At 68.0% G+C, this 26,468-nt stretch carries 23 protein-coding genes; 13 read left to right on the top strand and 10 right to left on the bottom strand.

The annotated features are described in order from the left end of the window. Positions 1–8 precede the first annotated feature (8 nt). Positions 9–638: a TetR/AcrR family transcriptional regulator gene (locus tag AC5QAB_RS04995; protein WP_046432686.1), complete on the bottom strand. Its 630-nt coding sequence runs from the start codon at positions 636–638 to the stop codon at positions 9–11. Positions 639–762: 124 nt separating this feature from the next. Here AC5QAB_RS04995 and AC5QAB_RS04990 point away from each other — a divergent pair, with 124 nt between their 5' ends. Beyond that, the gene (locus tag AC5QAB_RS04990; RefSeq protein WP_262216779.1) at positions 763–2,235 is read left to right on the top strand and encodes an MFS transporter; all 1,473 of its coding nucleotides are present in this window, start codon (positions 763–765) and stop codon (positions 2,233–2,235) included. A gap of 11 nt (positions 2,236–2,246) precedes the next feature. Here AC5QAB_RS04990 and AC5QAB_RS04985 read toward each other — a convergent pair whose 3' ends face one another. Then, entirely contained in the window at positions 2,247–2,552 is a 306-nt protein-coding gene (locus AC5QAB_RS04985; RefSeq protein ID WP_046432675.1) for a KGG domain-containing protein, read from the bottom strand. A gap of 194 nt (positions 2,553–2,746) precedes the next feature. On the opposite strand from AC5QAB_RS04985, the gene AC5QAB_RS04980 reads away from it, so the two are divergent. After that, positions 2,747–4,231, top strand: coding sequence for a DUF4434 domain-containing protein (locus AC5QAB_RS04980; RefSeq protein WP_495233195.1), 1,485 nt, complete (start codon positions 2,747–2,749; stop codon positions 4,229–4,231). A 4-nt stretch (positions 4,232–4,235) separates the two neighbouring features. Here AC5QAB_RS04980 and AC5QAB_RS04975 read toward each other — a convergent pair whose 3' ends face one another. Then, a complete protein-coding gene (locus AC5QAB_RS04975; protein WP_014648520.1) occupies positions 4,236–4,700 on the bottom strand; it encodes a MarR family winged helix-turn-helix transcriptional regulator in 465 nt (154 codons plus the stop codon). 49 nt (positions 4,701–4,749) lie between these two features. Here AC5QAB_RS04975 and AC5QAB_RS04970 point away from each other — a divergent pair, with 49 nt between their 5' ends. The 3 genes from AC5QAB_RS04970 to AC5QAB_RS04960 all read left to right on the top strand — a co-directional run bounded on the left by AC5QAB_RS04970 (position 4,750) and on the right by AC5QAB_RS04960 (position 9,396). Continuing rightward, positions 4,750–5,661 (top strand): S41 family peptidase, encoded by a 912-nt coding sequence (locus AC5QAB_RS04970; RefSeq protein WP_495233201.1) that lies wholly within the window; start codon positions 4,750–4,752, stop codon positions 5,659–5,661. Positions 5,662–5,759: 98 nt separating this feature from the next. Next, entirely contained in the window at positions 5,760–6,653 is an 894-nt protein-coding gene (locus AC5QAB_RS04965) for an NAD-dependent epimerase/dehydratase family protein (RefSeq protein WP_014648518.1), read from the top strand. A 211-nt stretch (positions 6,654–6,864) separates the two neighbouring features. Next, complete coding sequence (locus AC5QAB_RS04960) at positions 6,865–9,396, top strand: methyl-accepting chemotaxis protein (protein ID WP_197561924.1); 2,532 nt, start codon at positions 6,865–6,867, stop codon at positions 9,394–9,396. A 78-nt stretch (positions 9,397–9,474) separates the two neighbouring features. On the opposite strand, the gene AC5QAB_RS04955 is transcribed toward AC5QAB_RS04960, so the two are convergent. Further along, on the bottom strand, positions 9,475–9,861 hold the full coding sequence (locus AC5QAB_RS04955) for a DUF2628 domain-containing protein (RefSeq protein WP_014648516.1): 387 nt from the start codon (positions 9,859–9,861) through the stop codon (positions 9,475–9,477). Positions 9,862–10,078: 217 nt separating this feature from the next. Here AC5QAB_RS04955 and AC5QAB_RS04950 point away from each other — a divergent pair, with 217 nt between their 5' ends. Further along, on the top strand, positions 10,079–10,249 hold the full coding sequence (locus AC5QAB_RS04950) for a hypothetical protein (RefSeq protein WP_005419553.1): 171 nt from the start codon (positions 10,079–10,081) through the stop codon (positions 10,247–10,249). Positions 10,250–10,309: 60 nt separating this feature from the next. Here the strand turns inward: AC5QAB_RS04950 and AC5QAB_RS04945 are convergent, their stop codons facing one another. Then, positions 10,310–12,355: a TonB-dependent receptor domain-containing protein gene (locus AC5QAB_RS04945; protein WP_495233194.1), complete on the bottom strand. Its 2,046-nt coding sequence runs from the start codon at positions 12,353–12,355 to the stop codon at positions 10,310–10,312. 496 nt (positions 12,356–12,851) lie between these two features. On the opposite strand from AC5QAB_RS04945, the gene mdoH reads away from it, so the two are divergent. The 5 genes from mdoH (at position 12,852) to hemC (ending at position 18,837) form a co-directional block, all read left to right on the top strand. Continuing rightward, a complete protein-coding gene (gene mdoH, locus AC5QAB_RS04940; RefSeq protein ID WP_164167082.1) occupies positions 12,852–14,777 on the top strand; it encodes a glucans biosynthesis glucosyltransferase MdoH in 1,926 nt (641 codons plus the stop codon). 50 nt (positions 14,778–14,827) lie between these two features. After that, positions 14,828–15,487: a dienelactone hydrolase family protein gene (locus AC5QAB_RS04935; protein WP_197562199.1), complete on the top strand. Its 660-nt coding sequence runs from the start codon at positions 14,828–14,830 to the stop codon at positions 15,485–15,487. Positions 15,488–15,490: 3 nt separating this feature from the next. After that, positions 15,491–16,534, top strand: a complete 1,044-nt coding sequence (locus AC5QAB_RS04930) for a sensor histidine kinase (RefSeq protein WP_185741895.1) — start codon at positions 15,491–15,493, stop codon at positions 16,532–16,534. Between the two features lie 10 nt (positions 16,535–16,544). After that, complete coding sequence (locus tag AC5QAB_RS04925; RefSeq protein WP_014648511.1) at positions 16,545–17,276, top strand: LytR/AlgR family response regulator transcription factor; 732 nt, start codon at positions 16,545–16,547, stop codon at positions 17,274–17,276. Positions 17,277–17,925: 649 nt separating this feature from the next. Next, positions 17,926–18,837, top strand: a complete 912-nt coding sequence (gene hemC, locus AC5QAB_RS04920) for a hydroxymethylbilane synthase (protein ID WP_329858173.1) — start codon at positions 17,926–17,928, stop codon at positions 18,835–18,837. A gap of 117 nt (positions 18,838–18,954) precedes the next feature. On the opposite strand, the gene AC5QAB_RS04915 is transcribed toward hemC, so the two are convergent. Then, complete coding sequence (locus tag AC5QAB_RS04915; RefSeq protein ID WP_032961276.1) at positions 18,955–19,731, bottom strand: DUF481 domain-containing protein; 777 nt, start codon at positions 19,729–19,731, stop codon at positions 18,955–18,957. Between the two features lie 106 nt (positions 19,732–19,837). Beyond that, entirely contained in the window at positions 19,838–20,440 is a 603-nt protein-coding gene (locus tag AC5QAB_RS04910; protein WP_197561630.1) for a hypothetical protein, read from the bottom strand. A gap of 81 nt (positions 20,441–20,521) precedes the next feature. Here AC5QAB_RS04910 and AC5QAB_RS04905 point away from each other — a divergent pair, with 81 nt between their 5' ends. Then, on the top strand, positions 20,522–21,493 hold the full coding sequence (locus tag AC5QAB_RS04905) for a helix-turn-helix transcriptional regulator (RefSeq protein WP_014648507.1): 972 nt from the start codon (positions 20,522–20,524) through the stop codon (positions 21,491–21,493). Positions 21,494–21,518: 25 nt separating this feature from the next. Next, entirely contained in the window at positions 21,519–22,313 is a 795-nt protein-coding gene (locus AC5QAB_RS04900) for a MetQ/NlpA family ABC transporter substrate-binding protein (RefSeq protein ID WP_014648506.1), read from the top strand. Between the two features lie 136 nt (positions 22,314–22,449). Here AC5QAB_RS04900 and glpK read toward each other — a convergent pair whose 3' ends face one another. The 3 genes from glpK to AC5QAB_RS04885 form a co-directional block, all read right to left on the bottom strand. Beyond that, positions 22,450–23,949, bottom strand: coding sequence for a glycerol kinase GlpK (gene glpK, locus AC5QAB_RS04895; protein WP_197561628.1), 1,500 nt, complete (start codon positions 23,947–23,949; stop codon positions 22,450–22,452). A gap of 105 nt (positions 23,950–24,054) precedes the next feature. Further along, complete coding sequence (glpD, locus tag AC5QAB_RS04890) at positions 24,055–25,560, bottom strand: glycerol-3-phosphate dehydrogenase (protein WP_049405909.1); 1,506 nt, start codon at positions 25,558–25,560, stop codon at positions 24,055–24,057. A gap of 246 nt (positions 25,561–25,806) precedes the next feature. Further along, a complete protein-coding gene (locus AC5QAB_RS04885; protein ID WP_014648503.1) occupies positions 25,807–26,442 on the bottom strand; it encodes an OmpW/AlkL family protein in 636 nt (211 codons plus the stop codon). Between the last annotated feature and the right edge of the window lie 26 nt (positions 26,443–26,468).

Below are 26,468 nucleotides of genomic sequence, written 5' to 3'. Positions count from 1 at the left end.
CGGGCGCTTCAGCGACGGGTGCCGCCACGCTTCGGCGCCGGCGACACGCCGACCATGCGCAGGCAATCGGCCACCACCGCCGCAATGAAGGTGTCGGCGTCCTGCGTGGGCGCAGCGATCAGGTCATCGGTGGCGCCATGTACGCCGGCATAGATCAGCGAGGCCGTGATCTGCGGTGCCGGCAGCTGCCACAGGCCTGCACGGGTGCCCGCCTCGAGGATGTCGAGCAGCTGCTGCTGGATGGCGTTGCGCTCGGCATTGCCGCGCTGGTGGTGGTGGTGGTTGGCGTAGACGACGTCGTGCAGTGCGTGCGTGCGCACATAGGTCTCGATGTTGGCGCGGATCCAGGCGCACAGTCGCGCCACGCCATCGTGGGCAGGCTGCTGCTGAACGGCGTGGTCGACCTCGGCCATGAACTGCAGCGTGTAGCGCTGCGCCAGCGCCTGCAGGATCTCGGTGCGCGAGGCGAAGTAGGTATAGAACGTGCCCTTGGCCACGTCGGCGGCGGCCACGATGTCACTGATGGTGGTCGCTTCCACGCCCTGTGACAGGAACAGCGCCTGCGCGGCGTCCATCAGCTCTTCCTGGCGGGTTTCAGCGGGTTTGGTGCGGGGCCTGGCGACTGCGGGAATCTGCATGGGGCGGGGTCCGGGTGCGACGGTCGCCATTCTAGCTTCCTCCGGCAATGACTGACCGCCGGTCATTGACTGACGGTCAGTCATCAAACTACGATGCGCGCACGCCCCCTCCCGGCATCCGCACATGCAACGCTTCCGACGGCCGGCCCTGGTGCTGGCGGCCTACCTGGGCACCTTCCTCGCCTCGCTGGACATCAGCATCGTCAACGTCGCGCTGCCGACGCTGCAGCAGGCACTGCACACCGACATAGCCGGGCTGCAGTGGGTGATCAACGCCTATGCCATCGCCCTGTCCGCAGTGATGCTGTCGGCGGGGCCGCTGGGTGACCGCTATGGCCACCGCCGCATGTGGCTGCTCAGCGTGGCGACCTTCACCGTGGGCTCGCTGCTGTGTGCCCGCGCAGGCAGTCTTTCCGCACTGGTGGCGGGGCGGGCGGTGCAGGGGGTGGCCGGCGCCCTGCTGATCCCGAGTGCGATGCCGATCCTCAGCCATGCATTCCCTGATCCGCGCCAGCGTGCACGCGCGATCGGGGGCTGGTCGGCGTTCAGCGCGCTGGCGCTGGTGCTGGGGCCGCTGCTGGGAGGCGAACTGGTGCAGCGCGCAGGTTGGCCCAGCATCTTCCTGATCAACCTGCCGCTGGGCCTGCTTGCACTCGCGCTGGGGGCCTGGGGCATTCCTGAGCGACGGCATCCGCAGCACGCCGCGCTGGACCCGGCCGGGCAGCTGCTCAGCATCGTCGCGCTGGGTGCACTCAGTTACGGCCTGATCGCGATCGGCGAGCACGGCCTGCTGGCACCTTCGACCCTGCTGGCGCTCGGCATCGCAGCATCCGGCCTGGCGCTGTTTGCGTGGGTCGAGCGCCGCGTGGCGCGGCCGCTGCTGCCGCTGGACCTGTTGGCGAAGCCGGGTTTCGGCATGCTCAACCTGGCCTCGTTCGTTCTTGGATTCACCGCTTATGCGAGCCTGTTCTTCCTATCGCTGTTCTTCCAGCAGGCGCAGGGACATGGGGCTGCGCAGGCCGGTGCGCAGCTGGTACCGCAGTTCGTGCTGATGGCGGTGGTGTCGCTGCTGTTCGGCCGTCTGGCGGCGTGGTTCGGGCTGCATGCCGCGCTGGTGACGGGCTATGCAATGACAGGCATGGCGCTGTGTGCGATTGCCACGTTCGAGCCGACTACAGCGCACGGCCAGGCCAGCGCACTGCTGATGCTGCTCGGCACTGGCATGGGACTGGCGGTACCTGCGACCGGCATGGCGGTGATGTCATGCGTACCGGCCGAGCGTGCCGGCATTGCGTCGGCCACGATGAACGCGCTGCGCCAGGCGGGCATGAGCCTGGGCATCGCGCTGCTGGGCAGCCTGATGGGCCTGCGCGCGGTACGCCAGTTCACTGCGACCGCGCAGGCGGCAGGGCAGCCCGCAGTGGCCGCACAGGCGCGCACGCTGATCCTGCAGCCGTCGTCACTGCTGCCGGGGACACAGATACTGGCCTGGTACCGCGGCGCGATGGCCAGCGGTTTCGGCTGGGCGATGGCTGTCGCGGGCGTGCTGGCCCTGTTGGCGGCGCTCGCCCTGTACCGCCAGTGCAGGCGCGCCTGAGCACGCTGCGGTCAGCCCTGCTGGCGTTGCGGCCCTTCCTTCGTCGGCGCGGGTTCGGCCGCGTGCTGCCGCTGTTGCCGTGCATTGGCGTGGCGCGCGTGCCCGCCTTCGCGGCCGATCGCTGCCATGTGCTGGCGATTGCGGCTGATCGCCTCGCCGCCCTTGCGGCCCGCCACGCGTGCCTCGGCCGGGCTGAACTCATGTGCATTGCCGGACGCATGCGCGGCGCGTCCACCCTTTGCGGCAATCGCGCGCTGCTTGTCCCGGTCCATCGAAGCGAAGCCGCGATGGGAGGTGCCGTGATGCTGGTCAGCCATGTGAAGGCTCCCGGTGCATGGAAGGGGAGCTCATCCTTGCGTGTACCCGGCTAAGGCAGTGTCCGCACCGGCGGTGCTGCCCTCACGCCACGCCGCACCGGCTTTCACGGCGCAACTACGCCGCTGCGCGATGAGCGCCGCTTGGCTAGGATGGACCGGCATGGCGGATGACCGCCCAGACAGGAAAGGACGCCGTGAACAGATTCGGATGGCTTGTACTGCTGGCCTGCGCTGCACCGGCCCATGCGGACACTGCGCTGCTGAGCGGCAGTTTCGTTCACTTCGGTTACTCGTCCACCGATGAGCAGCTGCCAGCGGCGCAGCTGCCGCTGTTCCTCGACGAACTGCGGGACCTGGGCAACGACACGCTCATCATCGGCCAGACCCGCGCCACCCGTGCCGGCGTGGGCTGCGCCAGCAGCGCGCAGGATTTCGAATGGATCGCCGGCTTCCCGGCCAAGCTGGGCACGGTGCTGGACGCGGCCGCAGCGCGTGGGATGAAGGTCGTGGTCGGCACCACCTACAGTTCGGGCCAGTGTGCGGCATTCTGGCAGGGCTCGAACGCTGCAGCGGTGGCGCAGGACGCAGCGCAGTCGATGGCGCAGCTGGCCCAGCAGTACGCGATGCATCCGGCATTCGCCGGCTGGTACATCACCGATGAGCCCGCGCAGGTACCGGCCGAGCGTGCGTCGTTCTATCGTTCAATCGTTTCCACACTGAAAGCGGCGACGCCGTCCAGGCCGGTGATGGTGGCGCCCTATCTGGCATCCTCCAGCGTCGACCCGGCCAGCGTGGCCAGTGCTGCGCTACGGTTTCGCTCTGCCACGGGGGTCGACGTGCAGATCTGGCAGGACGGCATCGGCGCGGCGTCGCACGCGAAACTGTTCCAGTGGGATCGACCGGGCTATTCCACCGAGCAGTACTACCAGGCGTTGTCGGCGCAGCTGGGCGCCAGCGCTGTGTGGGCCGACATCGAGCTGTTCAACCATGGCAGCCCGCTGTTCCTTGATACCGGTAACGGCCTGTCCGGTGCATACCGGTCGGCGTCGGTGCAGCGCATCAACCAGCAGTTGTGGAGCGCGCGTTCGGCTGGCAAGCGCGTTGCCTGGCTCAACCAGTACCACCTGTCCGAAGTGGTCGGCCCCGGCCAGGGCTACGGCGAGGCGCCGCGGATGATGAACACCTATCGCGGGTTGTACGGGTTGGGTGCCTCGTACCTCGTCGATCCGGTGCAGACCACCTATCACTACAGCGTGGCGCCGGCGACCAGCTATCCCGACGGCAGCGGCCATGAGCTGTTCGACCGCCGGGTAGGCGACCCGCGCAATCCGATGGACGCGGGCTGGGTAGGCGTGCACGGCAACGTCAGCATCACCATCGACCTGGGCCAGCGCCGACGGGTGGACTGGATCGGCCTGCACACGATGACCCGCCCGGCCTGGGGCATCGTCACGCCGACGTCGGTGGAGGTGATGTGCGCCGAGCCCGGAACTGCCGCCGTAACGATCGGCACGCTGTCGGCACCCTTCACCCAGTCCGGCGTGATGGGCTCGACCGAAGAGGAGTACGTGCTCGGCAATGCAGCCCCCTTGGCTGCGCAATGCCGCACGCTGGAGCTGCGCGTGGCCAACGGCAGCTGGACCTTCCTCAGCGAGGTCGAGATGGTCGCAGAGCAGTAGCGCTTCAGCGCCGGCGGGCGTCCTGCAGGCGCTGTGCGAAGGGCCGTTGTTCGAGCGCCACCAGTGCTTTGCGCAGCACCTGCTCCAACGACTGCCCCAGATCGGCATCGAGGCTGCGTGCCGCCACTGCGGTGGCCTGCCATTGCGCCTGCAGCACAGGCATCGCGCGCTGCGCGCGCGGGCTCAACTGCAGGATGCGTTCGCGCCCGTCGTCACCATTGGCAGTGTGCAGCCAACCATCGCGCACCATCGCCGCCACGGTCTGGCTGAGCGCCGAATGGCTGAGCCCGCAGGCCAGCGCGAGGTCCTTGATCCGGCAGGGGCCCTGCGCCATCAGCGTGCGCAGCACCGGCGTGTAGCGCGGCCGGTAGTCCAGTTGCAGGTGCCGGTAGGCCTGCTCGACGGCCGGGTCCAGCTGGTCCAGCAGTGCGCGCAGCAGGGTACCCAGCGTGGCGTGTTGGAGATCCATGAGTGGGATGATATATAAGCGCTTATATATCCTCAATGCGGGGTGGATGATGGCGGTCTCCTGGATGCTCGGCGCGCTGCTGGCGACGGCCTGCCCGGCGCAGGATGCGGTGCTGCAGGCGGCCGCCAGCGCCGTGCAGGCGCAGTACCTGGACGAGGCGGAGGCCGCCCGCATCGCCGATGCCCTGCGCAGCTGGTCGGCGCAGCAGCGCTATGCGGACAGTTGTTCGGATCCTGCTGCGTTCAGCGCACGCCTGAACCAGGACCTGGACATGTTCGATGGCCACTTCCACGTTGAGCGCGTGGACGCAGCTGCCGGCCAGGACGACTGGTTGATGGCCTGGCGTGCCGATGCCCGCAGCAATGGTGCCGGTGTGCGCGAGGTGCGGGTGCTGGAAGGCAACGTTGGCTACCTGCGGCTGAGTACCTTCTATCCGCTGGATCTGGCGCGCCCGAAGTTCGCTGCGGCCTTCACGCTGCTGGCCGACACCGATGGCCTGGTGCTGGATCTGCGCCAGAATGGGGGAGGCGACGATGCAAGTGCCGACCTGCTGGTGCGCACGCTGCTGGACGCGAAGATCGGCGCGGTGCAGCAGCTGGACCAGCGTGGCCGGCGCACGCCGGTACCGCTGCCGCCTGCCAGCCTGCCTGTGTACCTGAAGCCGCTGGTGGTGCTGATCGACCGGCGTACCGGTTCGGCGGCCGAGTTCGTCGCCTATTCGCTGCAGGCCCTGGGCCGCGCGCGCATTGTCGGCACGCGCAGTGGCGGTGCCGCGCATATGTTTGGTGATCCTGTGTTGCTGCCCGATGGCTATCAGATCAGCATTCCCGACCGGCAACCAATCAATCTGCGCACCGGCGGCAACTGGGAAGGCACCGGCGTGAGGCCTGATGTGGCCGGCGGCGACGATCCGCTGTTCATCGCGCGGCAACTGCTGGCGCCTGCGAAGTCGTCAAGATGAACGCACGATTGCATGGCTGTCCTATCGCAGATGCGCGAATGCATGCCTAGAATCGAAGCATCCCGGTAGTTCCCGGGCGCTTCGAGTGAATGGACTCAATGAAGATTCTGTTGACCGGCAGTTCCGGGCGCATCGGGCGCGCGATCTTCGGTGCGTTGGCGGCCGCCCACGAAGTGGTGGGGCTGGACCGCAGCCCGTTCGCCACCACGCGCATCATTGCCGATGTCACCGATCGCCAGGCGGTCACGCGTGCGGTGCAGGGCGTGGACGCGGTCATCCATACCGCGGCCCTGCATGCTCCGCATGTCGGCCTGGTGCCGGACGCGGTATTCCAGCAGATCAACGTGGAGGCAACCGCGCACCTGCTGCAGGCCGCACGCGAAGCCGGCGCACGGCGTTTCGTGCTGACCAGCACCACCGCGCTGTACGGCCATGCCGTGGTAGCCGGTGGCTGCCGTTGGATCGATGAAGACACCGAGCCGCTGCCGCGCACGATCTACCACCGCACCAAGCTGCAGGCCGAGACCCTGGCTGAAGCTGCCGCCACGCCGGGCTTCAGCGTTCGCGTGCTGCGCATGGGCCGGTGCTTCCCGGAACCGCCCGAGCGCATGGCGATGTTCCGCCTGCATCGCGGCATCGACGCCCGCGATGTGGCCAGCGCACACGCTGCACTGCTGCTCGACGAAGGCGCCCGATTCGCCCGCTATCTCGCCTGCGCACCGACGCCGTTCCGGCGCGAGGACTGCCTGGAACTGGCCACCCACCCGCGCAGCGTGCTGGCCCGTCGCGCGCCGCAGCTGCTGGCCGAGTTCGAACGCCGTGGCTGGCCGCTGCCATTGAGCATCGACCGTGTCTACGACAGTGCCCGCCTGCGCAGTGAGCTGGGCTGGCAACCGTGCTTCGGGCCGGACGACGTGCTGCAGCAGTATGCCGTCGGCAGCATCGAGGTACTGCCGCGCGCGCAGTGGATCAAGGACCGCGTGGCCGAGTGAGGCCATCGCGACGGACGGGTGGCTGACCCGACCCTGAGCAGATTCAGGAATGTGCAGGCCGGTCGCCTCAACCTCGTTGGCGGGCGGCCGCTAACCCGGTGCGCTTCCAGCGCCGGGCCCGCCCGGCGGCCGGTGGCCTGCGCGACGGATCGCGCGCCTGCGCGGTGCCTTCGTGGTGCCGGTCGTCCTGAACTGCCTTGCGGACCCTCCCATGCCTTCTTCCCGTTCCGCCGCTGCCCGCCGCCCGGGCAGCATCGCCCACAAGCTGATGCTGGGCACCGCCGCGATCGCGCTGCTGTGCTTCGGCCTGACCGCGTTCCTGATCTACCGACAGGCCAGCGCCAGCCTTATCAGCGCCTCGCGCCAGACCATGACCAGCGAGGCGACCGCTGAGGCGCGCCAGGTGGCGGCCGATCTGGGCACCGCCTTTGCCAGCAACGATGCCATGGTTGAAAGCGTGCTGGCCCAGCGCGCCCGTGGTGACGTGCCCGACCGCGCCAGCCTGGCGGCGGTGCTGGGCGAGCAGCTGCGCGCCCATCCCGAATGGCTGGGCAAGAGCACCATGTGGGAGCCCGATGCCTTCGACGGCAAGGATGCCGAGTTCGTCAACACCGAGGCGCACGATGCCACCGGCCGCTACATGAGCTACTGGGCCTGGCAGGAGGGCAAGCCGCAGCAGTCGGTGATGACCGATTACACCGAGACCGCCAGCGGTTCCGGTGACTGGTACATGGTGCCCAGCCGCGACAAGCTGCCGAAAGTGAGCGAACCGTATGCCTATGACATCGCCGGGCAGCAGGTGCTGATGAGTACGCTGAGCACGCCGATCATCGAGAACGACAGGTTCCTCGGTGTCTTCACCGTCGACTTCTCGCTGGCAGCGTTGCAGAAGCACCTGGCCACGCTGAAGCCGATGGGGGCCGGCCGCGTCGAACTGCTGTCGCCGAAGGGCGTGGTGCTGGCCTCGGCCAATGCCGCCGAAATCGGCAAGCCTCGCAACGACGCACTGACCCGCAGCATGCTGGCCGAGATCGCCGCCGACCGCCCCTTCGAGGCCTTCAGCCCCGATGCGGCCGGCAACGTGCGCGTGTATGTGCCGCTGCGCGTGGGCGATGCCCCGCAGCGCTTCGCGCTGGGCGTGGTGATGCCGCATGCGGTGATCGTGGCCGAAGCGCGCCAGCTGCTGTGGCTGACCCTGCTGGTCGGCGTGATCGCCGCGCTGACCCTCAGCGCCGGTGTCTACATACTGCTGCGCCGCCTGGCGATCCGCCCGCTGGCCGAAGCGGTGCGCGTGGCCGGTGACGTCGCCGCCGGCAAGCTGGACAGCATCCTGCCTGCGCGCAGCAACGACGAAGTGGGGCGCCTGCTGGACGCGATGCAGGGCATGCGCGGCCAGCTGCAGGCGGTGATGGCTGCGCAGGCCGAAATGGCGCGCCGCCACGATGCCGGTGAACTCAGCTACCGCATGGATGCCGCGGCGTTCCCGGGCGAGTACGGCCGCATGGTGGCCGACAGCAACCAGCTGGTGGCCTCCAGCAACGCGATCACCCAGCGCCTGGTTGAAGTGATGCAGCGCTATGCCGTCGGCGACCTCAGCGTGGACATGGAAGCACTGCCGGGCGAGAAGGCGGTGTTCACCGCTGCGATGGCGACCACCAAGCGCAACCTGGCCGCGATCAACGAGCAGATCCAGCAGCTTGCCGCTGCGGCCGCCGCCGGTGACTTCGCCGTGCGCGGTGATGCACTGCGCTTCGACCACGACTTCCGCCGCATGGTGGAGACCCTCAACACCATGATGGAAGTCAGCGACCACAACCTGGCCGCACTGTCGACGCTGCTGCGCGCGATCGCCGGCGGTGACCTCAGTACCCGCATGCAGGGTGACTTCCATGGGGTGTTTGCGGTGATGCGCGACGATGCCAACAGCACCGTGCAGCACCTGACCCAGATCGTCGGCCAGATCCAGCAGTCGGCAGCCAGCATCCGCCTGGCCGCCGGCGAGATCGCCGCCGGCAACAGCGACCTGTCGCGCCGTACCGAACAGCAGGCTGCCAACCTGGAAGAAGCCGCCGCGTCGATGGAAGAACTGACCTCCACCGTGCGCCAGAACGCCGACCACGCGCTGCAGGCCAACGCGCTGGCCGGTTCCGCGGCGGGCGTGGCCAGCGAAGGCGGCCAGGTGGTCAGCCAGGTGGTGCACACCATGGAGCAGATCGAGGCGTCTTCGCAGCGCATCGCCGAGATCATCTCGGTGATCGATGGCATTGCGTTCCAGACCAACATCCTGGCGTTGAACGCGGCAGTGGAAGCGGCGCGCGCCGGTGAGCAGGGCCGTGGCTTCGCCGTGGTTGCCAGTGAAGTGCGCGCGTTGGCGCAGCGTTCGGCGGGTGCTGCGAAGGAGATCAAGGAGCTGATCGACGCCTCGGTGGCCCAGGTCGGTGCCGGTGCGCAGCTGGTGCACGGCGCGGGGCGCACCATGCAGGACATCGTCGGTCAGGTCGGTCGGGTCAACGAGATCATGGCCGAGATCTCGGCCGCGTCGCGCGAACAATCGGCCGGCATCGAGCAGGTCAACCAGACTGTGGTGCAGATGGACGAAACCACCCAGCAGAACGCCGCGCTGGTGGAGGAAGCCAGTGCCGCCGCGCGTGCGATGGAGGAGCAGGCCGAGCAGCTGGCGGTGGCGGTGTCGCGCTTCCGCCTGCAGGCCGAGCCGGCGGCCGTGGCACGCCGCGCGGCCTGATCGCGCAAATGAAGACGCCCGGCGGGGGCCGGGCGTCGGTTGCATCCTTGCCGCGCATCCCTGCGCCGGTCTGATGGCTTAGAACATTCCTTCAAACGGGTTCCAGCTGGCGCGACCTTCCACCTTCTCCAGGTAGTAGCTGTAGTTGGTGCTGGAGGCGACCAGCAGATTCATCGCGATGAACAGCATGCGCCCGACGACGTCGGGAAGGAACATGCTGACGATGGCCAGCGCGATGTTGATGCCGATGACCACCAGCGCCTTGCGCCACATGCCCAGGATCAACAGGTAGATCGCACCGAAGAACAACGCGAAGAAGTTCAGGTTGATCTTCAGGCGGTCACCGAACGACAGCGCCTTCCAGGCCTGCTTGAAACCGGGATTCTTGGGCGCGCCATGCTGACGGAAGAAGTTGAAGCGGAACTGCCACTTCGGGCTGAACTGGGACAGGTCGGTGGTATTCATTTTGGGGAAACATCCCTGTGAGAAAACGTTTTCATGATAAGGCAAGTCCTATTCAGGATCCAAGGGCTGCCGTCAAAAATGTGACGCGTGCCGTGTTCCACGTGCTGCGGCCGGGTGCCGCACCGTCACCCGCCCGCCTTGTTTTTAGGATAGGGTGCGCAGTTCCGCTGCCGCCCCGGTTGGACCCGTGCGGCGGCGGGATGTCCATGGAGGTTGCATGACCACACCTGCTACACCGGAAAACGCACCGGGACCGGTGCTCCTGCCGACACCTGAAGTGGTGCAGGCACAACAACTGCTCGCACGCCAGCAACTGGCGGTGGCGATGGACCGTGCGCGCACGGCCGCCACGCGGGACGCGGCACCGGCCGCGCTGGAAAGCGAGTAACCCGCAATACCGTCGATCGCGCTGGCATGTCGCCAGCGCGATCACGGCGCGTGCCGCCGGTCAGAAGCGCGCGGTCATGCTGAGGAAGTAGCTGCGCCCGGCGACGAAGTAGTCGGTGGAGCCTTCCGCATACAGCTTCTTGTCGGCCAGGTTGCTGACGCCACCGCGCAGGGTCAGCACCTCGTTGACGTTCCATGCCACGGTCAGGTCATACAGGGTGTAGGCCTTGAGGAAGGTCGTGGCGGTGCCGGTCTGCTTGCCGGTGTACTGCGCCGACAGGCTGCCGGAGAACACCATATTCGGCGACCAGTCCAGCGACGAGTAGCCGGAGAATTCCGGCGTATCGATCAGGTTGCGGCCGGTGGTCAGGTTCCTGGCTTCCTTCATCCAGGTTGCCGAGGTGCGCCAGCGCCACTGCTCGCCGAAGCGGACGTTGAAGTTGCCTTCCATGCCGCTGGTGCGCGCGCGCTGCACGTTGCTCATGCGCGTCCACCAGATGCCGTTGAAGCGGCCCAGCGGTGCGTATTCGATCTTGTTCCGGAAGTCGGTGTGGAAGTAGGTCACGCCAACATCGATCAGGTCATTGTCGAAGCTGATGCCGATCTCGCGGTTGGTGCTGGTTTCCGGATCCAGGTCCGGGTTGCCGGCCATGTAGCACCCGCCGCGGGTATACCCCAGCGGGATCAGCGAGGTGCAGCCACGGCCGCCGGACTGGGTGGCAGCGGTGGCCGAGTTCTCGGTCAGGCTGGGCGCACGGAACCCCTTGGAGACGCCACCGCGGATGGTCCACTGTTCGGCCGGATGCCAGACCAGGTACGCACGCGGGCTGACGTGGCCGCCGAACTTCTCATGGTGGTCCAGGCGCGCGCCCACGGTCAGGGCCAGGGTGCGGTGCAGCTTCAGTTCGTCTTCGACAAACAGCGCCCAGGTATCCACTTCCAGGCTGGAGCCGCTGACGGCGTTGCCGGCGTAGTCGATCGGCGCGCGGCCGATGGTATCGGTGTTGGTCAGTTCCTGGCGCTTCCACTGCCCACCCACGGCAAACTGGTGTTCAACGCCCAGGGTGAACGGCGTGGTCAGGCTGCCTTCGATGATCGTGTCGGTGGCCTCTGAGCGGCCGGTGGCGCCGATGTCGTTCTTGTATTCGGTCCAGTACGCGCTGAGCCTGGAGGTGCCGAAGCTCCACGTGCCATCGTGGTTGAGCGCCAGCGAGCTGCGCTTGAGCTCACTGGCTCCCCAGGCGCCTTCGTCCTGCTTTTCCAGCGACGCATCGATGAAGGCCTGCTGCACGCCATGGCCGGCTTCCAGCGACAGTTCCTGTGCGTCGCTCAGCTTCCACTGCAGCAGCGCATCGACAGTGCGGTCCTTCTCGCCGGCGTAGGCATTGCCGTAGACACCGTGGTTGGACTGGTCCGAATCACGGCGCATGCTGTTGGCACCGATGCGCAGGCCGAAGCGTTCGCCCAGTGGGCCGGAGAAGGTCGCGCCGATCTGCTGGGTATCGCCGCGCTTGCCATCACCGGGACGGGTGTAGCTGTGGGTGGCGCTGCCGTTCCATTCGTCGCCGATGCGCCGGGTGATGATGTTGATCACCCCGCCCATGGCGTCGGAGCCGTACAGCGAGGACATCGGCCCACGCACCACTTCGATGCGTTCGATCTGGTCGGGCGAGATCCAGTTCAGGTCCTGGCGGCCGAGGTCGGGGCGGTAGTTGGTCGCGGCCGAGCTGCCCATGCGCTTGCCGTCCACCAGCACCAGCGTGTAGTTGGACGGCATGCCGCGCAGCTTGATCTTGGACTGTTCGCCGACGGCGCTGAGGCCGCCGGTCACGCCCGGCACGCGGCTGAGCAGGGTGGCCAGGTCGGGAACCGGCTGGCGCTCGATGTCCTCACGGCTGATCACGCTGATGCTGGCCGGGGCATCCTTGATCCATTGCTGGCTGCCCGAGGCGGTGACCACCACGGTATCCAGATCCTTGGTGGAGGCATCGGCGCCGGCCTCTGCAGCGGCCAGGCCGGGCAGGGCCAGCAGGCAGGCGGAGGCCAGGGCAGGGGCCAGGCGGGTGCGCGGCAGGCGCGCGGAACGGGAACGGGACGATGGGGACATGGCGGCTTCCATGGGAGGTGGGGTGACCCGGTGGAAGCAGCAGGCGCAGGCAGACAGCAGGCAGCCACCCTTCCGTGGGTCGTCGGTGCGCGCGGTGTGGACCGGCGCAGCTGGGTGGGTCGCGGCCGTGCGGAAGACGGTGACCTGCCTGGTTAATGAAATGATAACCGTTCGCGTTTGATACGATCCAGTACCCGGGGCGATGCAGTGACATCTGGCCATCCCCCGACGTGATCGCCTGCTATTTGCTGAATGGGGATAAATCCCGGCGTAGGCCTTCGCACCCGGCTTACATCCAGCGCCCTAGACTGGGCCGCATTTTCGATTCCGCCCCGTTGGAGATCGTGTGGGTTCCGGTAGTGACAGACATCGACTGTGCGGCCTGAAGCCGACGCAGTCTGGACAAGTGCGGGCGCCGGGAAAGCGCGCCGGGAACCTTGGTGCATGCAGCCCGGCCGGGATGGCCGGCCGTGCCGACGGCGCGGAGTAGGCGGCGATGGGGGTGCAGACCATCCATGCGGAAGCAGAAACGCCCCGGCTCGACGCCGGCTGGGCGCTGCTGCCCGCTGAATCTCCGTTGCAGATGCCCGAACAGACCCTGCGCGATGGTGCACTGAAGGTCCGGCGGCATCGCACGTCGCCGCGCCTGATCGGCCTGCGCCGGCTGTACATCTTCGGTGGCACGCTCGGCATGACCGCCGTGGCCACGCGGATGATGTGGCGGGTGCTGTCGGCCAATGGCATCAGCGTGCTCGAAGCCTGCCTGCTGGTGCTGTTCGTTGGCCTGTTTGCCTGGATCGCGCTGTCTTTCGCCAGCGCCCTCGCCGGCTTCCTGACCGCCGTGTTCGACCGTGGCTATCGCCTCGGCATCGACCCGGACAAGCCGCTGCCGACCGTGCACAGCCGCACCGCGCTGCTGATGCCGACCTACAACGAAGACCCGCGCCGCCTGCTGGCGGGCCTGCAGGCGATCTACGAGTCGGTGGCGGCCACCGGCCAGCTCGGCCGATTCGATTTCTTCGTGCTCAGCGATACCCGTCGCGAGGACATCGCCGCTGCCGAGGAGCGGGTGTTCGGCGAGCTGCGCGAGCGGGTGCAGGACGGGCAGACCCGCCTGTTCTACCGTCGCCGTGGTGACAACAGCGGGCGCAAGGCCGGCAACATCGCCGACTGGGTCCGTCGCTTCGGCGGTGCCTACCCGCAGATGCTGATCCTCGACGCCGACAGCCTGATGACCGGCGACAGCATCGTGCGCCTGGTGGCCGGCATGGAGCACAACGCCGACGTCGGCCTGATCCAGACCCTGCCGTCGGTGATCGGCGGCCGCACCCTGTTCGCACGCATGCAGCAGTTCGGTGGCCGCGTGTACGGGCCGGTGATCGCCCGTGGCGTGGCCTGGTGGCATGGCGCCGAGAGCAACTACTGGGGCCACAACGCCATCATCCGTACCCGCGCCTTCGCCGACCACGCCGGCCTGCCGGCGCTGCCGGGGCGCAAGCCGTTCGGCGGCCACGTGCTCAGCCATGACTTCGTCGAAGCAGCGTTGATGCGTCGTGGCGGCTGGGCCGCGCACATGGTGCCCTACCTCGGTGGCAGCTATGAAGAGGGCCCGCCGACGCTGACCGATCTGCTGGTACGCGACCGCCGCTGGTGCCAGGGCAACCTGCAGCACGGCAAGGTCGTGGGCAGCCGCGGCCTGCACTGGATCAGCCGCACGCACATGCTGATCGGCATCGGCCACTATTTCACCGCACCGATGTGGGCAATGCTGATGCTGATCGGCATCGCCATCCCGCTGTTCCAGGAGGGCATCGACTTCAATGCCCTGCTGCACCTGTCGCCCAGCGTGTACTGGCGCGCACAGGACGAAGAGCAGGTGGTGCGCCTGTTCGCCGCCACGATGGCGGTACTGCTGCTGCCCAAGGTGCTCGGTTACCTGGCGATGCTGCTGGACCCGGTCGACCGCCGCGGCTGCGGCGGTGCGATCCGTGCCTTCGTGTCGATGCTGGTGGAAACCGTGCTGGCCGCACTGATGGCGCCGGTGGTGATGTACGTGCAGTCGCGGGGCGTGGCCGAAGTGTTGTCCGGCCGCGATTCCGGCTGGGATGCGCAGCAGCGTGACGACGGCGGCATCTCGTGGCTGGCACTGATCCGCGGCTACGGTGGCCTGGGTGTGTTCGGCGCCTTCATGGGCGTGCTGGCCTGGGCCGTGTCGCCGTCGCTGGCGGCGTGGATGGCGCCGGTGGTGATCGGCATGGTATTGGCCATTCCGGTGGTAGCGCTGACCTCCTCGCGTGGTCCGGGCGCCTTCCTGCATCGCCTGGGCCTGCTGGACATTCCCGAAGAGAACATCCCGCCACCGGTACTGGTCCGCGCCGCGCAGCTGCGGCGCGAAGCGGCCGAGCAACCGCCGCTGTACTGATTGCCCCACGCCAGCGGCATAATGCGGCTCGAACTTGAAGGAGCCGCATCATGCTGCAAACGGTGGAACAGGAAACCGGCGCCTCGCCGCAGTGGTCGGTGATCTGGCTGCACGGCCTCGGCGCCGATGGCCATGATTTCGCGCCGATCGTGCCGGAGCTGGTGCGGCCGCACTGGCCGGCGCTGCGCTTCGTGTTCCCGCACGCACCGGTGCGGCCGATCACGATCAACAACGGCGTGCCCATGCGCGGCTGGTACGACATCGTCGGCATGGACTTCCGGTCGCGTGCCGACATGGCCGGCGTGCAGGAATCGGTGGTGCAGCTGGACGCGCTGATCGCGCGCGAGATCGAGCGTGGCGTCGCGGCGGAGAAGATCTTCCTGGCCGGCTTCTCGCAGGGTGGTGCGATCATCCTGACTGCTGCGCTGTCGCGCACCGCGCCACTGGCCGGCCTGATCGCCATGTCCACCTATCTGCCCGAAGCCGACAGTGCCACGCGCGTTGAAGGCGCGGTGCAGGTGCCGGTGTTCATGGCCCATGGCAGTGGCGACCCGGTGATTCCGCAGGCCGTGGCGGCCCACAGCGCACAGGCGCTGCGTACGCTGGGCCTGGACGTGGCGTGGCACAGCTACCCGATGGCCCACCAGGTCTGTGCCGAGGAAATCCGGGCGCTGGGCGACTGGCTCCAGGAACGGCTGGGCGCGGCCTGAGCCATGTCCCCGGCCAGCCCATCGCCGTGGATGCCGGAACTGTGCCGCCTGCCGCGGCTGGCGGCGATGCTGGGCCTGGCCGAGCTGGTGGTGGTGGTGCTGGCGCTTGCGCCGGATGGCAGCCGCCACTGGACCGTTGGCGAGCTGCTGTCGGCCAGCGGCTTCGCGCTGTGGCTGGCGCTGGCCGTGACCGCCAGCCTGTGCCTGCTGCGGCAGGCGCTGTCCAGGCTGCCGCAGGTGATGGGGGCGGTCGCTGCCATCGCACTGGCGGCCCTGATCGCGGTCGTCTGCGCCGGCATCGTGCACGCGCTGTACGCGGTGCTGGGTGACAGCTTCGCCAACGGCATCAGCTTCTGGCGCTTCACCCTCGGCAGCGCCGCCACCACCGCGCTGATCACCGCGCTGGCGCTGCGCTACTTCTATGTCAGCGACCGCTGGGCCGCGCAGGTGCAGGCCAATGCACGCGCCCAGGCCGATGCGCTGCAGGCGCGCATCCGCCCGCATTTCCTGTTCAACAGCATGAACCTCATCGCCAGCCTGCTGCATCGGGACCCGGCGGTGGCCGAGCGTGCCGTGCTCGACCTGTCCGATCTGTTCCGTGCTGCGCTCGGTGCAGGCGAGGGCGATTCCACCCTGCGCGACGAATGCGAACTGGCCGAGCGCTACCTGTCGATCGAATCGCTGCGCCTAGGCGAACGCCTGCAGGTGCGCTGGCAGCGTGACGAGCCGCTGCCGTGGGACCTGCCATTGCCAAGGCTGGTACTGCAGCCGCTGGTGGAAAACGCCGTGCTGCATGGCATTTCGCGCCTGCCCGAGGGCGGCACCATCGAGCTGCAGCTGCTGCGCGAGGGCAACGATCTGCAGATCCGCGTGCGCAATCCCGCGCCTGATCCGCAGGCGCCCGGGCTGGCCCTGGCGCGGGGGGCTGGCCATGCCCAGCACAGCATCGGCCATCGGCTGGCCTGGCGCTTTGGCAGTGCCGCGCGGATGACGGCTGGCTGGAGCGAGGGCTACTATGCCTGCCAGGTGACAGTGCCGATCCAGTGAGGGGACGATCGTGAGGGTAGTCATCGCCGATGACGAACCACTGGCGCGTGAGCGCCTGCGCAGCCTGTTGGCCGCACAGGACGGCGTGGACGTGGTGGCCGAGGCCGGCAACGGCGAGCAGGCCCTGCACGCGTGCGCGGAGCTGCAGCCGGACCTGGTCCTGCTGGACATCGCAATGCCTGGGCTGGACGGCCTGGAAGCAGCCCGCCACCTGGCCAGCTTCGAACCGCGGCCGGCGGTGGTGTTCTGCACTGCCTACGATGCGCATGCGCTGTCGGCCTTCGAAGCGGCAGCCATCGATTACCTGATGAAGCCGGTGCGCGCCGAACGCCTGGCAGCGGCGATTGCACGGGCACGCACGTTCCTGGCCGGTCGCGATGGCCAGCCGCAGGCGCACAGCGGGCAGCAGGCACGCAGCGTACTGTGCGCACGCCTGCGCGGCAGCCTGCGCCTGATTCCGCTGGACGACATCCACTACCTGCAGGCCGAAGAGAAGTACGTGGTGGTGCACCACGCGCGCGGCGAGGACCTGATCGAGGAATCGCTGAAGTCGCTGGAGGAAGAGTTCGCCAGCCGCTTCATCCGCATCCATCGCAACTGCCTGGTGGCGCGGCACGAGCTGGTGGAGCTGCGCCGCGGCTCCGGCGGGCAGGTGCAGGCGGTGCTGCGGCATGGCAGGCAGCCGCTGGAAGTCAGCCGCCGCTGTGTGGCGACGCTGAAGCAGGAACTGCGGCATCTGTGAGTGGTCCCGCGCGGCCTGCGGCCGCGACTGCTATGAAATCAACAGCAACAGCAACAGCAACAGCGGGTCATGGCTCGTTGTTTCTACGTGCTGGGCCGGGCCGGGGTGGGGCGGCGGGACACGCTGCAAGTACATCCATGTAAGCTCGATGGCGCCATCCATGGCGCCAACGGTCCCGCCACCCCACCCCGGCCCAACCCTCTCGTTTTTCCCGCGTCGGACGGCAAAGGCATTGTTGTTATCGGGTGGGGGAAGAGGGGTCAGATCCCTTTTCCTGCGGAAAAGGGATCTGACCCCGGAAGCCGTCGGCTGTTGCCTTTGCTTCTGCACTCTTTTTTTTGATCTTCCGTGGCTGGCGCACACGGAAACTGTCAGGGGCCGGGGCGGTGGGGTCATGCGGGGTGTCCGCGGCATGGGCCCGAGGCATGCCTCGGGCGGGTTGGGCAGGACGCCCAACCCCGGTCTTGCCGTGTGCGCAGGACAGCGCACACGAGCAAGCCGCGGCCGAGCCCCCAGGGATGGGTTCACGGCGTCCCCGCATGACCCCACCGCCCCGGCCAAGCGCGGCTGTTGCTTTCACGACCCCGCCGCCAGCCACGAGGGGCTCCGCCGTTGGCCGTATCCGCGCCGAAGGCGCGATAATGACCGGATGGAAACCGTCCGCATCGCCACCCGCAAGAGCCCGCTCGCCCTCTGGCAAAGCGAACACGTCGCCAACCGCCTGCGCCAGGCCCATCCCGGGCTGCATGTGGAACTGGTGCCGATGAGCACCCGCGGTGACGAGGTGCTCGACCGCTCGCTGGCCGCCATCGGTGGCAAGGGCCTGTTCCTGAAGGAGCTGGAGCTGGCCATGCTGCGCGGTGAGGCCGACTGCGCCGTGCACTCGCTGAAGGATGTGCCGATGGAACTGGACGACCCCTTCGCGCTGCCGGCGATGCTGACCCGCCACGATCCAGCCGATGGTTTCGTCTCCAACCTGTACGCCTCGCTGGACGCGCTGCCGATCGGTGCGCGGGTCGGCACCTCATCGCTGCGCCGCCAGGCCCAGCTGCGCGCGCTGCGCCCGGATCTGGAATTGCTGGACCTGCGCGGCAACGTCAACACCCGCCTGGCCAAGCTCGACAATGGTGGCTACGACGCCATCGTGCTGGCCGTGGCCGGCCTGGAGCGCCTGGGCCTGGGCGGGCGCATCGTCGCGCGCCTGCAGCCGCCGCAGTGGCTGCCGGCACCGGCGCAGGGCGCGGTGGCGGTGGAGTGCGACGGTGGCAATACGCGCCTGATGGCGCTGTTCGCCACGCTTGATGACGCCGCTACGCGCGCCTGCGTGGAAGCCGAGCGGGCGATGAACCGCGCGCTGCATGGCAGCTGCCACGTGCCGGTGGCGGCCATCGCGCAGTGGCAGGGCGACGACCTGCACCTGCAGGGCCTGGTCGGCAGTGCCAGCGATGGTCGTGCGGTGCGCGCCGAGGCGGTGGGCCCGGCCCGGGATCCGGAGGCGCTGGGCCAGCGCGTGGCGAAGATGCTGCTGGAAGCCGGTGCCGGCGAACTGCTGAACGTCTGAGCTACCGCCGGTAGTGCCGGCCGCTGGCCGGCAACCGCGTGCCACCACTTGAACGCAGTTGCCGGCCAGCGGCCGGCACTACCGGAAGAAGAACGGGCGCCCTGGCGCCCGTTCTGCTTATTTGAACTTGTAGACCACGTTCATCGTGGTCAGCGTATCGGTCTTGCGCTTGTCCTCGGCCACGTCACTGTTGTAGCGCGCCTGCCAGCCGGCCTTCAGTGCCAGGTGCTCGTTCATGCTCACCGAGACACCGAAGTCGTTCTGGCCGAAGGTGTTGTACGAACCGGATTCGACCAGCAGCGTGTTGACCAGGTCGGTGTTGTCAGTCAGCGAATACTTCATGTCGAACAGGCCACGGCCGATCAGGCCGGTGCGGGTGCGGTCGTCCTCGGTGCTGTGGGTGCGGCGCACACCGGGGCCGATCTGCGCGTCGAACGAGAAGCGCTCGGTGTTCCACAGGCGGGTGCCGTAACCCAGACCGAACGAGCTCTGGCGGTCGTAGGTGGCGAAGTCGTCGCGTTCCGTACGCACCGTCGCGGTCAGCTGGCGGTGTTCGCCCAGCTGCAGCGCGCTGCCGGCACTGCCGGTGTAGCGGTTGGCGGTGGTGTTGTTGCGGCGGGTGGTGGTGCCGTCGTCGTTGGTTTCGGTCACCTTGGAGCTGGAGCGGAGGCCGAATAGGTCCATGCTATGCACCCAGTCACCGTCGGTGTAGCGCAGGCGCAGGCGGCCGTTGAAGCTCTCGGTGCTGCTGTTGCCGCGTGCCGAGGCAAACCCGAGCTCGCCACCACTGCCGCTCCACGGCGAGGACATCGCCGCCAGTTCGGAGGCATCCTGTGCGTATGCGAGCGGCGCACACAGCAGCAGGGGGATCAGCAGGGACACGCGCAGGGACATCGAGGCTTCTCCGGAACGGTTGACAGCCGGTGATGATACTGGAAGCGTGATGGCGGTCCGAATCGATCCAATGCGCGCTTCAGCGAACGTTGGCGCGGTCGCCTATTCAGGGCAGATCGACGCGCACCTCAGGGTCGTTGAAGCGCGAATAGCGCAGGCGCAGCTGGAAGCTGCGGCCATTGCTGCTGCCGCTGCGTACGATCTGGCGTGGCAGGCCCTGGGCATCCACCCAGTACTCCAGGCGTTCCCCGGGCTGGGCACCGCGCAGCCGGTAGTGCCGGGTCTGCACCCCGTCCAGCGACTCGCTGCCGAGATCTTCGGCCTTCAGTTCGGCGGGCAGGGCATCGGCGGGCAGCGGGTTGCGCCATTGCTCGAGCAGGCCGGGCGGGGTCGGCACTTGGCGGATCGCGCCGTCGGCCTGCAGGAACATGGTGTCGCCGATGATGGTCTGCGGCCCCGCCGGCGTCTCCACCCGGAAACGATCAGGCGCGACGAAGTCCATGGCGCTGCGCACCGGCTGTGGTGCGCCCAGCACCTCCAGTTCGGCGTGGAAGCTGCGCAGGGCCGCGAAACGCTGGCTGGCGCCCAGCACCGCCTGCGTCGGATCGGCGACGGGTACCGGGGGCTCGGCGCCGGCCGGCGCCGGCGCGCGATCACAGGCGGCCAGCAGCAGGCAGGCCAGCAGGGACAGGGCAGGCAACCGGCGCATCGGGCATTCCATGGGGGTGGGGGCGACCACGATAGCCCAAACGTCCCACACAAGACCCGCGACTCGGACATAATCGGGGGTATGGACCGATACGAACGCATCACCGCCCTGCATCGTCTGCTCAAGTCCGCGCGCTATCCGGTGACGGTGGCGACCCTGCAGGACAAGCTCGGTTGTTCCCGCGCCACCGTCTACCGCGACCTGGCCTTCCTGCGCGATGCGCTGATGGCACCGATCGAGGGCGACGGCGAGGCGGGCTTCCGCTACCAGGCTGACGAGAGCGACCGTTTCGAGCTGCCCGGCCTGTGGCTCAGCTCGGAGGAGCTGCATGCCCTGCTGGCCTCGCAGCACCTGCTGGCGCGGACCGGCGGTGGTGTGCTGTCGTCGGTGCTGGCACCGCTGCAGCAACGCATCGAGAGCCTGCTGGCGGCCCAGGCCGGCGTGTCCAGCTGGCCGGTCGACCGCGTGCGGGTGATTCCGCACCGTGGCCGCAAGTTTGACGAAGGCAGCTTCCGCAGCGTCGCATCGGCCGTGCTGGAGCGCCGCCAGCTGGCGTTCGAGTACCGTGCCCGTTCCACCGACGAGCCGACCAAGCGCACCGTCTCGCCGCAGCGCCTGACCCACTATCGCGACAACTGGTACCTGGATGCCTGGGACCATGACCGCGACGCCCTGCGCAGTTTCGCGGTCGACCGCATCCACAAGGCGCGGGTGGTCGACAGCACCGCGCGCGACGTCGCCGACAGCGAGCTGGACGAGCAGCTCGGCGCCAGCTACGGCATCTTCTCTGGCGCGCCGAAGGGCTGGGCGACCATCCTGTTCAGCGCCAAGGCCGCGCGCTGGGTGGCCGACGAGCACTGGCATTCCAAGCAGCAGGGCCGCTTCCTGGCCGACGGCCGCTATGAGCTGAAGGTGCCGTACAGCGTCTCGCGCGAGCTGCTGATGGATGTGCTGCATTACGGCTCGGATGCCGAGATCGTCGAGCCCATGATGCTGCGCGAGCAGGCCAAGGCGTTGCTTGAGCTGGCCCTGAGCAACTACGAAAACTCCTGACACTCCCCCGAGAATTCAATCCCCCATGAAAAAGACCCTGTTGCTGCCCCTGCTCGCCGCTGCGCTGGCCCTGACCGCCTGCGGCAAGTCCGGCGAGCCCTCGCAGAAGCTGGTGGTGGCCGCCACGGCCGTGCCGCATGCCGAGATCCTCGAGGTGGTCAAGCCGATCCTCAAGCAGGAAGGCGTGGACCTGGACGTGCGGGTGTTCAATGACTACGTGCAGCCCAACGACCAGCTGGTGCAGAAGCAGGTGGATGCGAACTACTTCCAGACCGAGCCCTACCTGGATGCCTACAACCGCGACCGCAAGACCGACCTGGTGAAGGTGATCGGCGTGCACATCGAGCCGTTCGGTGCGTACTCGCGCAAGGTCAAGTCGCTGGCCGAGCTGCGCGAAGGCGCCGACGTGGTGATCCCGAACGACCCGAGCAACAACAGCCGCGCGCTGATCCTGCTGCACAAGGCCGGCGTGATCGAGCTGAAGGACCCGACCAACGCACTGGCGACCCAGCGCGACATCATCGCCAATCCGAAGAACCTGAAGTTCCGCGAGCTGGACTCGGCGATGCTGCCGCGCGTGCTGGACCAGGTCGACCTGGCCCTGATCAATACCAACTACGCGCTGGACGCAGGCCTCAACCCGACCCAGGATGCGCTGGCGATCGAGAGCAAGGACTCGCCGTACGTGAATTTCCTGGTCGCGCGCCCGGACAACAAGGACGACGCCCGCGTGCAGAAGCTGGCCAAGGCCCTGACCAGCCCGCAGGTGAAGGCGTTCATCGAGACCAAGTACAAGGGCGCGGTGCTGCCGGCGTTCTGACGCCAGCGCCCATTCGCCTGTAGAGCCGAGCCTATGCTCGGCTCTGCTTTTTGCGGTATCCCGCCAGCAGCAGCCGAGCATGGCTCGGCTCTACAGTGTCACTCCACGTGCCGCAGCAGGGCAGGGCATTGCCGTTTCAATCGACGTGGAAGGCGAGGGTCGCGGCCACCGCCTGCTGCCATCCCGCATACAGTTTCTCGCGCCGGGCCACCTCCATCCGTGGCTCGAAGCGCCGGTCCAGGCCCCATTGCGCGGCGATCTGTTCGCGGCTGTTCCAGAACCCCACTGCCAGGCCGGCCAGGTAGGCCGCACCCAGCGCGGTGGTCTCGGTCAGTCGCGGCCGCAGCAGCGGCACACCGAGAATGTCGGCCTGGAAACCGGCCAGGAAGTCGTTGCCGATCGCACCGCCATCAGCGCGCAGCTCGGTCAGCGCGATACCCGCATCGGACTGCATCGCATCGAGTACATCGCGGGTCTGGTAGGCCATCGCTTCCAGCGCGGCGCGCACGAAGTGCGCCTTGCGGGTGCCACGGGTCAGGCCGAACATCGCACCGCGCACATCACTGCGCCAATAGGGCGCGCCGAGGCCGACGAACGCCGGCACCAGGTAGGCGCCGCCACTGTCGGGCACCTGCGCAGCCAGCGCCTGGCTGTCGCTGGCGCGTTCGATCATGCGTAGTCCATCGCGCAGCCACTGCACCACCGAGCCGGCGATGAAGATCGAACCCTCCAGCGCGTACTCCACGCGCCCGTCCAGGCCCCAGGCAATGGTGGTCAGCAGGCCGTTGCGCGACCGCACCGCCTGCGCGCCGGTGTGCATCAACATGAAGCAACCGGTGCCATAGGTGTTCTTGACCATGCCCGGCTGGAAACAAGCCTGGCCGAACAGCGCCGCCTGCTGGTCACCGGCGATGCCGGCGATGGGGATCGGATGGTCGAAGAAGAACTGCGGCCGGGTGTGTGCGTACACCGCGCTGGAGTCGCGCACCTGCGGCAGCATCGCGCGCGGAATGTCGAGCAGGGCCAGCAGGTCGTCATCCCAGTCCAGCGTGTGGATGTTGAACAGCAGCGTGCGCGCCGCATTGCTGTAGTCAGTCACATGTGCCTGGCCACCGCTGAGGTTCCACACCAGCCAGCTGTCGATGGTGCCGAACAGCAGCTCACCACGTTCGGCGCGCTGCTGCGCACCATCCACGTGGTCGAGGATCCAGCGCACCTTGGTCGCGGAGAAATAGGCGTCGATCAGCAGCCCGGTCCGCTCGCGGATCAGTGCATCATGCCCGTCGGACTTCAGCCGCTCGCAGATGGCGTGGCTCTGCCGCGATTGCCAGACGATGGCGTTGTGGATCGGCTGGCCGGTGGCACGGTCCCAGACCACGGTGGTTTCGCGCTGGTTGGTGATGCCCAGCGCGGCGATATGGCGTGGGTCGATCTGCCCGCGGCTGAGCAGTTCGGTCAATGTGGCATAGACGCTGGTAAGGATCTCGCGGGGGTCATGCTCGACCCAGCCGGGCTGCGGGAAGATCTGCGCGAACTCGCGCTGCGCGCTGCCGACGATGTCGCCGGCGCGGTCGAACAGGATCGCGCGCGAACTGGTGGTGCCCTGGTCGATGGCCAGCACGTAGCGGGGCGTCATGCAGCGTCTCCAATGGCGATGGGGAAATCCTAATGCATCGATCGCGTCGCGCGCGGCTGCCCTGGTAGCTGCCAACCTGGGTTGGCACACGTGGCAACACGGGGGTCAGAGCCCTTTCCGTGGAAAAGGGATCCGACCCTCCATCCACGCCTGCAGCCGTGCCACCTGCGCAGCATCCAGGCGCAACCCCAGCTTGCTCCGGCGCCACAGGATATCGTCGGTGTCACACGCCCACTCGCGTTCGCGCAGGAAGTCCACTTCGCGTGCATGCAGGCCACCGCCGAAGTCCTCGCCCAGATCGTGCAGGCCGTATACACCCTGCAGCAGTTCCGCGCTGCGACTGCCATAGGCCCCGGCCCAGCGTCGCGCGATACCTGCGGGCAACCACGGTGCCAGCGCCAGCAGGCGCGAGCACGCCTGTGCGGCGTCGCCCCAGTCGCTGCCCGGCAACGGGTCTCCGCGCGCCGTCCAGGCCGGTCCCATCTGTGGCAGGGCAGGGCGCAGCAGGTCCAGTGCCTCCTCGGCCAGCACCCGGTAGGTGGTCAGCTTGCCGCCCAGTACATGCAGCGCCGGTGCCGGGTCCACCTGCACCTGCAGGCGGTAGTCGCGGCTCAGCTGCGCTGCGCGCGGATCCGGGTCGGCCAGCAATGGACGGACACCGGCGAACGCCCAGACCACCTCGTCCGGGGCGATGGGGTCACGCAGGTAGCGATTGGCCGCTTCGCACAGGTAGGTCACCTCGGAAGGCAGCACGCTGCAGCGCGCCGGGTCACCGCGATAGTCGGTATCGGTGGTGCCCACCAGCAGGTGGTCGTGGGCGAAAGGCAGCAGGAACACCACCCGCCCGTCGGGCTGCTGCAGCAGGCAGGCGCTGTCATCGGGCCACGGCCTGCGCAGCACGATGTGGCTGCCCTGCACCAGGCGCAGCGCAGGGCCGCCGCTGCGCGCCTGCATCCGTTCCAGCAGGCCCCCGGCCCACGGGCCCGCCGCATTGACCACGGCGCGGGCATTCACGGGGTGCCGCTGGCCATCGGCGGATTCCAGCACGGCCCGCCACCGGCCCTGCACGGGGTGCAGGTCGATGCAGCGGCTGCGGACCTGCACCTGTGCGCCCCGCTGCGCGGCATCCAGGGCGTTGAGCAGTACCAGCCGCGCGTCATCGACCTGCGCATCGGCGTAGCTGAAGGCCTGCCGCAGCGCCGGGGAGAGCCACTGGCCGAGCGGATCGTGCTGCAGTTCCAGTGCTCGTGACGCGGGGAAGGCGGGGCTGCGCCGGCCCAGATGGTCGTACAGCCACAGCCCCGCGCGCAGCATCCAGCGCGGGCGCAGGTGCGGTTCCCACGGCAGGACGAAGCGCAGCGGATGGACCAGATGGGGCGCCTGCCGGCGCACCACCTCGCGTTCGCCCAGCGCCTTGCGCACCAGCCCGAACTCGCCCTGCTCCAGGTAGCGCAGGCCGCCGTGGATCAGCTTGCTGCTGGCACTGGAGGTATGCGCGGCCAGGTCATGCTGTTCGCACAGCAGCACGCGCAGGCCGCGACCGCTGGCGTCACGGGCGATGCCGGCGCCATTGATGCCGCCACCGATCACCAGCAGGTCGACGTCGTCCATCGTGTCTCCGCGTCCTGTGTCTGTAGAGCCGAGCCGCGCCACCCTTGACCGTGGGCGCCATTGAACGTAACGCATCGCAATGCGCGCGGAGCCCGCCGCTCGACTCGGGATAGGGGGCTTGGCTCGACTCTACAAAAAAGCAGCCGAGCATGGGCTCGGCTCTACACGCGGAACGCGGGTGACGGAAACGACGACGGGCCCCGAAGGGCCCGTCGCGTTGCATCAGTGAAGCAGGTGCTGCCTGGATCAGAAGCGGGCGCCGATGCCGAAGCCGACGGTCCACGGATCCATCTTGGCTTCGCCGATCTTCTCGCCGCCGACCTTGATGTCCGGGCGGGCGCGCATGTAGCGGGCGTCAGCGCGGGCGAACCAGGTGGAGTTGATGTTCATGTCGACGCCGACGGTGCCGATCACGCCCTTGGCATCCTTGAAGCGGATGTCGGTGTCAGCGCCGTTGCCCAGCTTCTCGTTGCTGAAGCTCGACTGGTAGTAGCCCACGCCCACGAACGGGCGGAACACGTTGTCAGCCTGGCCGAAGTGGTACTGGCCGCTCAGCGCGACCGGCTGCTGCTCGACCGAACCCAGGCGGGCGTTGTTCGGGCCCTTGAACTTGTTGTCGAACTTGTCGGCAGCGCCCCACAGCTCAACGGCCCAGTTGTCGTTGATGTAGTAGCTGAAGCTGACGGTCGGCGCCGGGCCACCGTCGGTCTTCTTCACGCCGGTGATCGGGTCGTTCTTCGGCTCCAGCAGCGAGATGCCGCCAACAACGGCAAAATGCTTGCCCGAAGCGGTATCGGTGGTGCTGCTGTCCTGGGCGAAAGCGGCCGGCGCAAAGGCGGCGGAGGTCAGCAGGGCGAGACTCAGGATACGGATGGAGCGCATGGGGGTATCTCCTAATGTTTCTTGTT

This window comes from Stenotrophomonas sp. YJH_SMC_127 (assembly GCF_059372445.1).
Note: the sequence above shows the minus strand (reverse complement) of the source record. Positions and strands in the feature narration are given on the sequence as shown.